General features: G+C 36.5%; 15 protein-coding genes. 1 reads left to right on the forward strand and 14 read right to left on the reverse strand.

Annotation, left to right across the window (positions count from 1 at the left end):
- Positions 1–11: 11 nt before the first annotated feature.
- From CRI88_RS19710 to metG, 3 genes are all read right to left on the reverse strand, one after another.
- A complete protein-coding gene (locus tag CRI88_RS19710; RefSeq protein WP_036122310.1) occupies positions 12–1,223 on the reverse strand; it encodes a G5 and 3D domain-containing protein in 1,212 nt (403 codons plus the stop codon).
- A 135-nt stretch (positions 1,224–1,358) separates the two neighbouring features.
- The gene (locus tag CRI88_RS19715) at positions 1,359–2,129 is read right to left on the reverse strand and encodes a TatD family hydrolase (protein WP_058844486.1); all 771 of its coding nucleotides are present in this window, start codon (positions 2,127–2,129) and stop codon (positions 1,359–1,361) included.
- 252 nt (positions 2,130–2,381) lie between these two features.
- Positions 2,382–4,373 (reverse strand): methionine--tRNA ligase, encoded by a 1,992-nt coding sequence (gene metG, locus CRI88_RS19720; RefSeq protein WP_058844485.1) that lies wholly within the window; start codon positions 4,371–4,373, stop codon positions 2,382–2,384.
- Between the two features lie 334 nt (positions 4,374–4,707).
- On the opposite strand from metG, the gene CRI88_RS19725 reads away from it, so the two are divergent.
- The gene (locus CRI88_RS19725) at positions 4,708–4,986 is read left to right on the forward strand and encodes an AbrB/MazE/SpoVT family DNA-binding domain-containing protein (protein ID WP_004229214.1); all 279 of its coding nucleotides are present in this window, start codon (positions 4,708–4,710) and stop codon (positions 4,984–4,986) included.
- A gap of 185 nt (positions 4,987–5,171) precedes the next feature.
- Here the strand turns inward: CRI88_RS19725 and rsmI are convergent, their stop codons facing one another.
- From rsmI to CRI88_RS19780, 11 genes are all read right to left on the reverse strand, one after another.
- The gene (gene rsmI / locus CRI88_RS19730; protein ID WP_058844484.1) at positions 5,172–6,050 is read right to left on the reverse strand and encodes a 16S rRNA (cytidine(1402)-2'-O)-methyltransferase; all 879 of its coding nucleotides are present in this window, start codon (positions 6,048–6,050) and stop codon (positions 5,172–5,174) included.
- Positions 6,047–6,310: a GIY-YIG nuclease family protein gene (locus CRI88_RS19735; RefSeq protein ID WP_036122300.1), complete on the reverse strand. Its 264-nt coding sequence runs from the start codon at positions 6,308–6,310 to the stop codon at positions 6,047–6,049. The genes rsmI and CRI88_RS19735 overlap by 4 nt, the downstream gene beginning before the upstream one ends.
- Entirely contained in the window at positions 6,294–7,043 is a 750-nt protein-coding gene (locus tag CRI88_RS19740; RefSeq protein ID WP_036122296.1) for a tRNA1(Val) (adenine(37)-N6)-methyltransferase, read from the reverse strand. Before CRI88_RS19740 ends, CRI88_RS19735 begins: the two co-directional genes overlap by 17 nt.
- Positions 7,044–7,106: 63 nt before the next feature.
- Positions 7,107–7,463: a DNA replication initiation control protein YabA gene (yabA, locus tag CRI88_RS19745; protein WP_004229222.1), complete on the reverse strand. Its 357-nt coding sequence runs from the start codon at positions 7,461–7,463 to the stop codon at positions 7,107–7,109.
- Positions 7,464–7,490: 27 nt separating this feature from the next.
- Positions 7,491–8,306, reverse strand: a complete 816-nt coding sequence (locus CRI88_RS19750; protein WP_036122293.1) for a PSP1 domain-containing protein — start codon at positions 8,304–8,306, stop codon at positions 7,491–7,493.
- A complete protein-coding gene (gene holB, locus CRI88_RS19755; protein ID WP_036122279.1) occupies positions 8,299–9,303 on the reverse strand; it encodes a DNA polymerase III subunit delta' in 1,005 nt (334 codons plus the stop codon). Before holB ends, CRI88_RS19750 begins: the two co-directional genes overlap by 8 nt.
- A 157-nt stretch (positions 9,304–9,460) precedes the next feature.
- Positions 9,461–9,901: a YaaR family protein gene (locus tag CRI88_RS19760; protein WP_036122373.1), complete on the reverse strand. Its 441-nt coding sequence runs from the start codon at positions 9,899–9,901 to the stop codon at positions 9,461–9,463.
- 109 nt (positions 9,902–10,010) lie between these two features.
- On the reverse strand, positions 10,011–10,340 hold the full coding sequence (locus CRI88_RS19765) for a cyclic-di-AMP receptor (RefSeq protein WP_004229230.1): 330 nt from the start codon (positions 10,338–10,340) through the stop codon (positions 10,011–10,013).
- 227 nt (positions 10,341–10,567) lie between these two features.
- The gene (gene tmk / locus CRI88_RS19770) at positions 10,568–11,197 is read right to left on the reverse strand and encodes a dTMP kinase (RefSeq protein WP_058844483.1); all 630 of its coding nucleotides are present in this window, start codon (positions 11,195–11,197) and stop codon (positions 10,568–10,570) included.
- A 17-nt stretch (positions 11,198–11,214) separates the two neighbouring features.
- Entirely contained in the window at positions 11,215–12,648 is a 1,434-nt protein-coding gene (locus CRI88_RS19775; protein WP_058844482.1) for an aminotransferase class I/II-fold pyridoxal phosphate-dependent enzyme, read from the reverse strand.
- A gap of 376 nt (positions 12,649–13,024) precedes the next feature.
- On the reverse strand, positions 13,025–13,462 hold the full coding sequence (locus CRI88_RS19780) for an SRPBCC family protein (protein ID WP_058844481.1): 438 nt from the start codon (positions 13,460–13,462) through the stop codon (positions 13,025–13,027).
- Positions 13,463–13,566: the final 104 nt, after the last annotated feature.

Below are 13,566 nucleotides of genomic sequence, written 5' to 3' on the forward strand. Positions count from 1 at the left end.
TTACAATTTTTTTAATTTAATACTTTAATACGCACTTTCTTACGTCCCCAGTTACGTGCCTGAGCATCTGTTTGTACAAGTATATCGATCTTATTACCCTTAATTGAGCCACCAGTATCTCCAGCGATAGCTGTACCATAGCCTTCAACCCATACTTTTGAGCCTAATTTAATAACAGAAGGGTCAACTGCGATTACCTTCATACCAGAATTTGAACGCAAGTTTATACCAGTTGCTGATGTACCAGTACAACCGTTGCAATATGGTGTATAAGCTGTTGCCGTTACATAGAATTCTTTACCACTAGCTGGCTCTGCTGAACCACGTGACACAGTTGCTGCACTTGCAACGACTGTTTTTGTGCCAACTGCAACGACTTGTTTTTTTGGCTCTTTTAAAACTGCCTCTGCTTGTAGGTTTTTAGCTACAACCTTGCCATTTTCTTTGACAACTTCATACGTACGAGAAATTGAGCCCTTCTCGCCCGTTGCCACTACCTTTTGTTTCCCCTTTTGCAATGAAGCATCCTGCTTCTTTTCAACTGCGAAATCTAAAGAGTCTTCCACTACATCGATAACCTTTTCTACGCGAACTACTGCGATTTTACTCTGTGGAGTAATAACGTCCTCCAGGTTATTTTCGACACGATCGAATTCATTTAACTGAATTCCTTGTTGTTTTAAAAAGTTAGCGACCGTAGTCGAAGTGGACCATACTTGTCTTTTGTTTACGCCATCGACAAGCGCTACTTGAAACGCTTTTTGAATATCGATTTTGTTCTCTGCTCCTAGTTCAGTATCTAGACCTTGTGCTAAAGAGTCGTGTTCAGATACTTCAATATTTGCTTCCTTCAAAATGTCTTTCACTAGTGTTTCAGTTGTCCAAACTTTTGACTGATTTCCATCAACTGAAATAGTTACTTCTTTTGCCTGTTCCCATTGAATTGCTAATCCATTAACAATTTTGGTGTTCAGAGAGGGTGATATTTTATCATGCGCTGCTACATCTATATTTCGATCTTGTAATAATTGTTCTACAGTTTTGGCATGTGTTGAAACTTCGATTGTTTCTCCGTTTGCTTCAAGCGTTACGGCTTTTTTCGTACCTTGATAAAGTACGAAAGAGATTACAGATACAAACAGGACAAGTGAAATAATTCTTATCACTGCTTGCTTACTCCTCAATGATCCTAAGAACAAGTTTTTCATGGAATTATTTGACATGAAAAAACGCCTCCTTAATACAAGGTTGGATTATACGGACTAGTTTTGGCACTGTCAACCCGAAAGTATTTCTCTGAAAATTGACTTCTATGTTTTTGCCAACCACAAACCCTGTATTGGAGGCATCTAAGCTAGTTAATTGTCAATCCCAAAAAATTTTTTCGCATTGGCGGTAGTTGCTTGTGCAATTTCCTCAATTGTTAACCCCTTCAATCGCGCAATTTCCTCCGCAACTAAGGGCACAAAGCTTGGTTCATTACGCTTACCTCGATGTGGATGTGGCGCCAAATATGGTGCATCTGTTTCAATCATCAAGTGCTCTAGAGGTATTTCCGTAGCCACTTCCTTTGGCAGACGTGCATTTTTGAATGTCACTGGTCCACCAAGACTAATCATAAAATTCATAGCTATACATTCACGTGCTGTTTCTACACTCCCACTAAAGCAGTGCATAACACCCCCTATGGATGCTGCGTTTTCTTCACGCAAAATTTGTACAACATCCCCTGTTGCATCCCTGTTATGAATAATGATTGGCAAACCTAACTTTTGCGCTAATTGAATTTGCTTGCGGAAAAGTGCTTGTTGAACTTCTTTTGGTGACTTATCCCAATAATAGTCCAAACCTGTTTCACCAATGCCAACTATTTTTGGATGTGCAGCTAATTCCTCAATCCAATCTAAATCTTGTTGCGTACAATCAATAGCGTCTACTGGATGCCAGCCAATGACACCATAAACAAAATCATATTGCTCTATTAATTGCATTGTTCTATTAATGGTTTTACGGTCAAAACCAATAACAACCATTTTCTCTACTCTAGCTTCAAGGGCTCTATCAATTACCTCTTGAAGGTCTTCCTCATACTGATCTGCATTCAAATGTACATGTGTATCAATAAACATCTTCATTCTCCTAACATCGATTTTATTAAAATTTATTATTTCATATTTTTCGTAAGCATTACAATTTTGTTACAAACCATTCGGTATTGTGACATTCCACTTAATCGACAATACTTGCAATGATTCTATATACCCATAAAATCACATTTTTCACACCATATAAATTATTTCAAAATAACAATAACCTAATTTCTCTAACAGATTTGAAAAGCCTGCTGAATAATATGTATTCAGCAGGCCTTTCTTAGATTGTTACTTTACTTTTGCACCATTTTCTAGTTTTGGATCAACTGATGCTAATTTTAAAATTCCATCTTTTTCACCAGCTAGAATCATTCCTTGTGATAATTCACCACGTAGTTTAACTGGCTTCAAGTTTGCTACGACAATCACTTTTTGACCGATTAATTCATCAGGTGTATAGAATTTTGCAATACCTGAAACTACTTGGCGTTGCTCATATCCAAGATCCACTTGAAGCTTTAATAATTTATCTGCTTTTGGAACAGTTTCACATGCCGTAACAGTCGCCACACGCAAATCAATTTTCATAAAATCATCAATGGTAATTTCAGGAATTTCTGGGTTTTCGTCAGTCTCTGGAGTCTTTTTAGTCTCTTCTTCTTGTGGTGTTTTCACAGAGCCACGCATTTCCTCACGAATATAAGCAATTTCAACTTCATTTTCCAAGCGTGGGAAAATTGGTATCCCTTTTTCTACCACTTTAATGTTTGTTGGAATAGTATTGCCGAATGTTTCAATTGTATCCCATGCTAAGAATTTGTCATCTAAACCTAACTGATCGATCATACGTTTCGGTGTTGTTGTCATAAATGGTTGTAACATGACAGCAATTTGGTGTAAGCTCTCTGCCAAATTTCGCATAACGGCTCCTAATTTTGGCTTATCTGACTCTTCTTTTGCTAACACCCAAGGCTGTGTCTCATCTATATATTTATTAGTACGCGACACCAGTGTCCATAAGTCAGCAAGAACAACACTAAATTGCATTTTTTCCATACTTTCTTCATATTTAATACGCACCGACTCAGCTTGCTCTTTTAATGCTGCATCAAATTCTGTCGATTGAAGATTTTCTGTAGGAATAATACCATCAAAATATTTATTAATCATTGAAATAGTTCGATTTAGTAAATTTCCTAAATCGTTCGCCAAATCAAAGTTTGTACGTTCAATAAATGATTCTGGCGAAAATACACCATCAGAGCCGAATGGTAATTCACGTAAAAGGAAGTAACGTGTCGCATCTAGGCCATAACGTTCGATTAACATTTCTGGATAAATGACATTGCCTTTTGATTTAGACATTTTACCGTCTTTCATCATAATAAAACCATGTGCAAATACTTTTTTCGGTAATGGTAAATCTAACGCCATTAAGAAAATTGGCCAATAAATTGTATGGAAGCGCACAATATCTTTCCCTACTACATGTACGTCTGCTGGCCAGTACTTGTTGAATAGTGTTTCATCGTCGGACAGGTACCCTAGAGCTGTAATATAATTCGTTAATGCATCCACCCATACATAAATGACATGCTTTGGATCCCCAGGTACTTTAATTCCCCAATCGAAGGACGTTCTTGATACTGATAAATCTTCTAGCCCTGGTTTAATGAAGTTATTAATCATTTCATTTTTTCGTGATTCTGGCTCAATGAATTCTAGGTTTTCTTCATAATAAGTTAATAAACGATCTGCGTATTTCTTCATATTAAAGAAGTACGATTCTTCTTTTACTTTGTGTACTGGTCGACCACAGTCGGGACAGTTCCCATCAACTAATTGAGTTTCTGTAAAGAATGACTCACATGGTGTACAATACCAGCCTTCATATTCGCCTTTATAAATATCACCATTATCTAAAAACTTTTGGAAAATCTTTTCGACAGCTTTCGTATGTCGCTCTTGCGTCGTCTGTATAAAATCATCATAAGAAATATCCATTAAAGACCAAAGCTTTTTCGCAGCATCTGCAATTTCATTTACATAATCTTGAGGGTGTTTCCCCGCTTCGGCTGCTTTTTCTTGTATTTTTTGCCCATGTTCGTCCATTCCTGTTAAAAAACGAACATCATAACCACGTAAACGTTTATAGCGTGCAATAGTATCAGATGCAACGGTTGTATATGCCGTACCAATATGAAATTTCCCACTTGGATAGTAAATGGGTGTTGTTATATAGAATGTTTTTTGTTTTTCACTCACAAGAACTGCCTCCATTGTTTTACAATATACTTTCTATTCTAACGAAGTACCAAATTCGTTTCAATGAAAGTTTATCATATGCGAAAATTGTCGAATAATATATTGAATCCATTAAATGACTTAAAAAAGAATCTTTTTTACTATTGTTGAAAATATTTATTAAAAACCTTTTAAAATGAATAAAATAACTGCATTCTTCTCAAAAAAATTTTTTAGAAAGCATAATATTAGTGTATTAATTAATTGACGTTTATGGCATTACTTGGTATGATAACTATCAGACAAGGAAATTATGTCGAAATTTGACGAAATACCAATATAACTTTTAATAATTAGGAGGAAATCTATTATGAAATCAACAGGGATTGTTCGTAAAGTCGATGAGTTAGGTCGTGTAGTAATTCCTATCGAGTTACGCCGTACGCTAGGTATTGCTGAAAAGGACGCTTTAGAAATCTATGTGGATGACGATAAAATCATCTTAAAAAAATATATGCCTAATATGACATGTGCTGTTACTGGTGAAGTTTCCGATGATAACTTCCGTCTAGTTGGAGGCAAATTAATTTTAAGTCCAGAAGGCGCTGAAATGTTAGTAAAAGAAATCCAATCTAATTTAAAAAAATAATTGATTGCTCACCTAAATCAAATACAATGATTTAGGTGTTTCTATTTATATAATTTACTATACCCAATTTCTAAACCCCTTATAATGTCCATGTCAGACCTTTCTATTTAAGGGTACTATTATTTACAGTTATTATCAATTTAAAATCAAATAAAGAGCTACCTTAGTAAGGTAACTCTTTACTATTATTGACTATGATATTCATTATAAACATCTCTTTTAGCTACTTGTCTCAACTTGGCTACTTCCTTAATGGCTTCTTTTGATGTTATATTCGATTGATCCATGATGAAATCAACATGTTCAATAATGGACATTGTCTCCCAATAGGCTTTTGCATGTTCATCTTCCTCTTCGGCAGAGCTATTGCCTTCAAGAACAATACAAAACTCTCCACGAATCTCCTGGGTTTGCGACCATTCTACAGCTTCAGCCAATGTGCCGCGTAAAAATTCTTCAAATTTCTTTGTCAGCTCACGCGCGAGGACAACGCGACGGTTTCCGAGTATTGCTTCCATATCCTTTAATGTATCTTTTAAGCGATGAGGTGCCTCATATAATAAGATAGTTTCTTGACGTCTTTTTAATTGCTCTAACTGCTGGCGTCGATCTTTTTTTCCACGATTCAAAAACCCATAAAAGAAAAATGGCTGTGGTGTTAATCCAGAGGCAATTAATGCTGAAATCGCAGCATTGGGACCTGGCACTGGTACAACTGGAAAGTTTTGAGCAATTGCTTTTTCAACTATGTCCGCACCTGGATCAGAAATACAAGGTAAACCTGCATCACTTACTAATGCAATTGTTTTCCCTTCGTGAAGCATAGATAATAATTTTTCGCCACCTACTGCTAAATTATGTTCATGGTAACTGATTAATGGTGTTTCGATATCAAAGTAATTACATAGCTTCTTTGTATTTCTAGTATCTTCTGCCGCAATAATATCGGCTTCTTTTAAAATGCGAAGTGCACGTACACTCATATCCTCTAGATTTCCAATAGGCGTTCCTACCAGATATAAACAACCTGTCAGATCGTGTATTGTACTTTTTTGTGATTTCATGATTCACCCCTCCTTATATAGTTTATTTTCTGCATTCTTGTTAATTGCTTAAAAGCATATTCAGCACGCATTGCTTCTTGCTTTGTCTCAAACATTTCTTTATAAATACATTTCACTGGGCCTCTAGCTCTTGTATATTTTGCCCCTTTACCAGCGTTATGTACAGCAACACGCTTTTCTATATTATTTGTATACCCTGCATAAAGGGTTTGATCCGCACACTCTAGCACATAAAAGTAGTGATTACTGCTCTTTTCCATAAAGAATGTCTCTCACTTCTGCTGTATATTCGTTATTGCCATCATAGACATACAAGGGTGGCAAGATTTTTAAATCTGGTTTTCCATCTTTTATTCCTTCTATTAATAATGTATTGGCTTCTTTGCCTTCTTTCGGATAAATGAGTTGCATCCGTTTGGGCTCTAAGCGATTTGCTCGCATAGCTGTAACAATATCTAATAATCGACCTGGACGATGGACAAATGCCGCCTTGCCACCTTGCTTTAATAATTTACTTGCAGATTGGATGGCTTCTTCTAATGTTAAATATAATTCATGTCGTGCAATGGCATGATGTTCACTGAGATTTTTATCACTTGCTTCATGTGCTAAAAAATAGGGAGGATTGCAGGTAACAACATCATACTGTTCTATGCCTAAGTGTTTTGGTATTTCTTTTACATCACCAAGAATCATTTGAATTTGGTTTTCCAGTTGATTGTAATGGATGCTTCTCTCTGCCATATCAAATAAACGGGGCTGAATCTCAACTCCCGTAATTTCCCCTTTTGTACGTGCACTTAAAAAGAGAGGAATTACGCCATTTCCTGAGCATAAATCAACAATTTTTCCCTTATGATAGGGAATATTGACAAACTTTGAAAGCAACACTGCGTCTAACGAAAACGAAAAGACGGAGGGACTTTGAATAATACGCAAATTCTCCGCCAATAAATAGTCTAATCGCTCATCATCCTTTAACCATTTTTCCATGCTTATTCCTCCTACGCTACAAAACAAAAGACTGATACCACCGTAGTGGGAATCAGCCTTCTATTACACATTTTGTTTATTTAAAAATGATAGACAAAACAGACAATCTTCACCTTTACGTGAACTTCCAAAATGAACATGACAAACGTGGAAGCCTTCCTGGTATAAGCGAGCTAGGTTATCATAACCTTCACCTATATCTAGAGGACTCTCTTTCTTTACTTCAGCAGCTTGTACGGAGTTTGTATTAGAAAGTAGTTCTTCCAGACGTGTACGAAGATGATGATTTTCTGTTTCAAGCGCCTTATGCTCTTCCATCATTAACGCTACAAATTGTTTCAATGCACCAAATTGCTCCTGCATTGCTTCGAGCTGTTGTTCGAACTCCATAACGGTATCCAAGAAATTACGGTCCTTCACCCAAGCCACCTCGTTAAATTCTCTATCTTAAATAAGATTTTTTTCGCATGCTAGCAGTTCTTCTAGTGTATACTCAACTGTGCGTTCCTGCTCATGTAAATATACTTGAATAAGTCTTTCCAGCACATTTAACCCTACAACTTTCCCGCGACCATCTGGTGTCATCGCTACCTCACCTATATCTGGCATGCCCTCTTTTGCCTCTTCATATTCATCATTTTCATACTTTAAGCAGCACATTAAACGTCCGCAAAGACCTGATATTTTTGAAGGATTTAAAGATAAGTTTTGATCTTTAGCCATTTTAATAGAAACTGGCTCAAAATCACCTAAAAATGTGGAGCAACAAAGCATTCTTCCACATGGGCCGATACCACCTAATAATTTTGCTTCATCACGCACACCAATTTGGCGAAGTTCGATACGTGTTCTAAAAACCGAAGCTAAATCTTTTACAAGATCCCTGAAGTCAACACGTCCTTCAGCTGTAAAATAAAAAATAATTTTATTACGATCAAATGTATATTCAACATCTACAAGTTTCATTTCTAAATTATGCTCTATAATTTTAGTACTAGCGAGTTCAAATGCACGTTTCGACTCAGTTGCATTTTCCTCTACTTGTATACGATCACGATCATCTGCTGGTCTAAGTACTTGTTTTAGTGGTAATACAACATCATTATCACCTACTACTTTTTGAGGGACAACTACTTTTCCATACTCTACTCCGCGAGCTGTCTCTACAATAACATATTGACTATCTTCTAGTAGAAATGATGCCGGATCAAAATAATATATTTTACCCGCCTTTTTAAAGCGGACTCCTACTACATTATACAAATGTATATCCCTCCTGCAGATTTAGCATTAACTGCTCAATCAATAACGTCCTATTCATGTTACGTTGTAAAGAGGCGCGCGCTTGTAAAATAGATTCCATTTGACTTGATAGTCGCTCATAAGTGGAATGTAACGCAACTTCTTTAAATAGTGGTAACATGTCTGGATAAGTACAAGCTGCCTCGGGATTAGCTTTTATTGACACTATATCACGGTAAGCAAATAGTAGTAAATCCAATGCTTGCTCCATCTCGCCTTTTTCTTTAAAATGTGGTAACCACTCTTCATGTGCAATAAGCATTGCCTCGTGTACATTTTGCCGAATGGCCTCCACTAATTTTAACACTGTTTTTCGAGCGAGTGCAAACTGCTCATCATTTGCCAAAAATATAGCCATTTCGAGCTCGTTTGTCATCATGCTTACTGTTGAAGCCATCGAATCCGAAATATTATTGTCCTGTAAGTGCTTCAACAAAACATGACGTGGCATTTTTTGAAATTTGATATGTTGGCAACGAGAACGGATTGTTGGAAGTATTGACTGCATTTGCTCTGTTAATAATATGGCAGTTACTTCTCCATCCGGCTCCTCTAAAAATTTAAGTATCATATTGGCTGATGCTGTATTCAGACGGTCTGCATGATGAAGCACATAGATTTTACGCCCTTCTTCTACACCCATCATTTTCATCTCGCCAATAAGTTCTCGCATTTGATCAATTTTTATAAATTGACCATCTGGATAAATTTGATGAATATTTGGGTGATTTCCCGAATCCACACGTCTGCAATTTCGACATGTTTCACATGGAACATTTCCATTTGGTTGCTCACATAGCATTAATTTGACAAAAAAGGTCATAATATCTGCCTTGCCTGTCCCTTTTTCGCCATCAAAAATATATGCATGTGCTAATCTATTTTTGTCAAAAATCGTTTGAAGTTGCTTCATTACGACTGGCTGTAGCGTGAATAGCTCTTCAACATTCTTGGCCATACATTTTAATTCCTTCCTGTATCTACAACAAAAAGTGTAACTGTCTCCAATTTTTACTTTTTGAAAAGAAACATTACAGTGCTTCCTAGTTTAGTGGCAAGCTGCCAAATCAAAATTTGAAAAAAGCCCGCGCCTAAATGAGAATGAGACACGGGTTTTACATATATAAATTAATTAGTAAGCCTTTAATCTCACCGATTTTATCAAGGAGGTCTATCGCTTCTTTTTCCTCATCTAAGAGATCTTGGGCAAGTTCGACAAGACGTGTATCAATAGTTTCAATGATTTTTAATCGTCTGCCTTCGCCAAAACGATTCCATGTATGTGATTGTTTTAAATCCATTCCATGTTCTACTGTCTCTTGTAGAAATCGTTTTACAAGCATTTTAAACTTAGCAAGTTCCCGTAAATTACGTGATCTTGCAACACGATCACCAGCACTCGAAATATCTCCTAATAAACGTGTTAGTTGCTCTGTTTGTAGCTTGTTACCTTGCTTAACGACCATATCTCCAAATCGGTTATTTTGATTATTATTTTGTAGTGGCTCATTGCGATTTGTATTTAACCCGACACGTATATCTTGATTAATCTTCAAGCTGGTTTCGCCCCCACTATCTTTATCAATTTCTCCCTGCATTGGGATAAATATCAGGCTCATATGATAAGCCTAATATCAGTGACCTCTTACGAATGGAGGCTACTTATTAAAAATGATGGAATTGTTCAATTGGTAAAACAAATACAGTAGCTCCTCCTACCTCTACCTCCACAGGGTAAGGTATATAGGAATCGGCATTTCCTCCTAATGGAGAAACTGGTGCAACCATTTGCTCCCGTGCTCGACAATTATCCCGAATAATATCTAAAAGTTTGGGTATGAGAGAGTCTTCAGTTCCTATAAGAAATGTCGTATTTCCTGAACGTAAAAATCCTCCTGTGCTCGCTAATTTAGTTGCGCGAAACTGATTTTTCGTTAAAGCATTTGATAAGCGACTGCTATCCTGATCTTGCACTACAGCTACGACTAACTTCATTCGCACTCACCCCTTTTATAAAATTCACCTAAATAGGTTTTCATACTATTCCTAAGCATTTATAAACATTAATACTTCGACTATTATCCATGTGAAATTAATTACACCTCGGCATAATTACGTCCATATTTTATCAAGCTTGCTCGTAATTCAGTAGGTATCTGCTGAATTAGATAAAATAATGGATAGTATCATTATATCACAATGTTGTGGACAACTTCATGCTTTTAGTGCATTGCTTCCAATAATAATAACCATACATCTTCAACAACATGCTCAATATGTTGGTCTGCATTCACTACACGTATACGTTCTGGGTACCGATCGACTAGTTGTAAATATCCTTCACGTACCTTCTGATGAAACGGCAAACTTTCAACATCTAAACGATTTACTTCTCTCTTGTCAGTTGCATGAATACGTGCTAATCCAACCTCTGGTGGAAGATCAAATAATATAGTTACGTCAGGTAATTTCTTACCGATAGCAAATTCGTTAATAGAAAGTACCTCATCAACACCTATTCCTCTTGCATAACCTTGATAAGCTAAAGATGAGTCGATAAAACGATCACATATTACCAACTGACCAGCATCTAAAGCTGGTTGTACTTTTTCAAAATAATGCTGACTTCTTGCTGCAGCATATAACAATGCTTCTGTTCGCTCGTCCATAGCTGTATGTGCAGGATTTAAAATAATGGTTCTTATCTTTTCTGCAATTTCGATGCCGCCTGGTTCTCTTGTTGCTAGAACGTCAATATTTTTTTCTGCTAGTCGCTCAGCTATCATTTGAATGATTGTTGTTTTCCCTGCTCCCTCTGGGCCTTCGAATGTAATAAATATATTGCTTTTCATGCTGTTATTGCCTCCAACTATCTAATGACCTGAATCATTTTTTCTGCTAATCGATGATTTCCTTGGAATGTCGCTCCTGCTGCTAATAGCTCTTCCAGTTGACTTAATTTTGCTACGGTTATTCTTTCTCCTGGAACAAGTAATGGAATACCAGGCGGATAAGGAATAATCATACTTGCTGAAACCCTTCCCATTGTACGCATATATGGTAACCATTCTTTACTTAATGATGCAATTTCATTAAAGGTATAAATAGGTTCAGTAATAGGTACAAAATGATAGGCTGTTTGAGAAGCAGCTATGCTATCCGTTTTAGTTGTGTTTAATAGCATTGTTATAGCTTCTTTTATGCGGACTCTTATTTCAGCAAATGGGTAAGGATGTCCTTGCTTCAGCAAAGGTAACACAAATAATACTTGATTCGCATCAGCTAGCTCTCCATAGACATGCTTGGCCTCCAGTACCTCCTGTAATTGAAAACCACTATAACCATTGACACGTAACAATACCTTAAGTGGATCATCTACTTCAATTACTTCTAAGGAACCAATTGATCGTAATGCTTCAATCCATTGTTTCTTTTTTTCTATTATATATGCCCCATCACTCTCCATATATGTCTGTACATAATAGCGAGCATCATCTAATGAGGCTAATAATACATAGGATGGGCTACTAGATTGCAGCATACGTAGATAGTGATGTATTTTGTCAGCATCAATTAATTTCGACTTAACATGCATAAAGGATGCCATCGTCATTGCAGGTAATGTCTTATGTGCTGATTGTACAACGACATCTGCTCCTAATGACAAAGCGGATGGTTGAAATAATGTACACGCATTAAAATGAGCGCCATGTGCCTCATCCACTAAGACAGGGATTTCTTTTTCATGACAATAAGCAATTTGTTGCTGTATTTCATTCGATGTCATCCCATAATAAGTAGGATATGTTAAAACGACCGCTTTCGCCTCTGGATAATTTTTCACTGCTTCTTTAAGATCTTTATAAGTGACATGCGTTGCCGTTAACGTTCGCTCATCCCAGATTGGTGAGACAAAAATAGGCTTAGCCCCCACAAGTTCAATGGCGTGGAAAATTGATTTATGGGCATTACGTTGGACAATAATGGTATCACCTTTATCACATGTAGCATAAATCATCGTTAAATTCCCAACAGTAGAACCGCCCACTAGAAAGAAACTCTTCATTGCTCCATATGTATCTGCTAGTAAATTTTCTGCTTCTAATATCATTTCCTCAGGGTAATGCAAATCATCTAAACCTGTTAATTCAGTTACATCATAACGCATAACATCTTTAAATGCTTGCGGAAGATGGGACAGTTCGCCATGCTTATGACCTGGGACATGAAAAGAAATATTTTGTTGTTGTCTAAAACGTTCTAATCCCTCTATAATTGGCTTTTTCTTTTGCAAAACAAACACCCATTTTCGTTAGATTCTTATTTAATTATACGAAATTATAACGAGATAAAAAAGCTATCCCTCAACAAGGTTCTCCATATTTATCTGTTGAACTAAAATTTTTCAACAAAACGTCTTATTATCTCTGTTTCCATTGCATCTAGATTACTTTGAGTTTACTCCAAAGGAATCATCGTTTAGAGGCTATGTGACAACATAATTTAGTCACGCCGGCATTCTATTTCAATAGATATTTGAATAGCCACTAAAAAGCAGACATTCTTTACCTCATTATCGAAGAGAGAACATTTAGTAAAAAAACATTGGCTCATTCCATATAAAAACCGATTATTGCCGTTATCTGCAATAACCGGTTCTCCCACCCTTTTCCACAAAACTACTCTTTCACCACTTTAACGGCCATTTCCTTTACTAATTGCTCCACTAGTCTTGGGACAAAATTATCTAAAACTGGATTCATCATTCCTGCTAAAAAGCCGCTAGCCTTCATTGTTAACTTACCAGTAAGTTGCAATGATTGATCTTGATTTTGTTTTATTTCAAATGAACCATCGCCATTTATCGGATCGGATAAGCCCTCCAAATCAAAAAGTATCTGATGAGCATCTGATTTTTTCACCTTAAGCTCCACTTTAACAGCTTTTTGAATAATGCCAAAATCTCCTTGAAAGACCCAAATCATATCATTTTCATTCAGTAATTCGTGGTGTAAGTAACCTGGTATTAAAACAGCCCATTGTTCTTTATTTTGAATAAATTCCTCTAACCTTTCTTTCTGCATACTGATACTCTTACTATATTGTCCAGTTGCCATTACATTGCACCCCTTTGTGTGTTTTAATCACTCCATTAAACTTTAACATTTTATAGGTCTCTAAATAAATAAAAAAAACCACTGATTTCTCAGTGGTTACTTTG

Origin of the sequence: Lysinibacillus fusiformis, from assembly GCF_002845985.1 — a bacterium.
Classification (GTDB): domain Bacteria; phylum Bacillota; class Bacilli; order Bacillales_A; family Planococcaceae; genus Lysinibacillus; species Lysinibacillus fusiformis_D.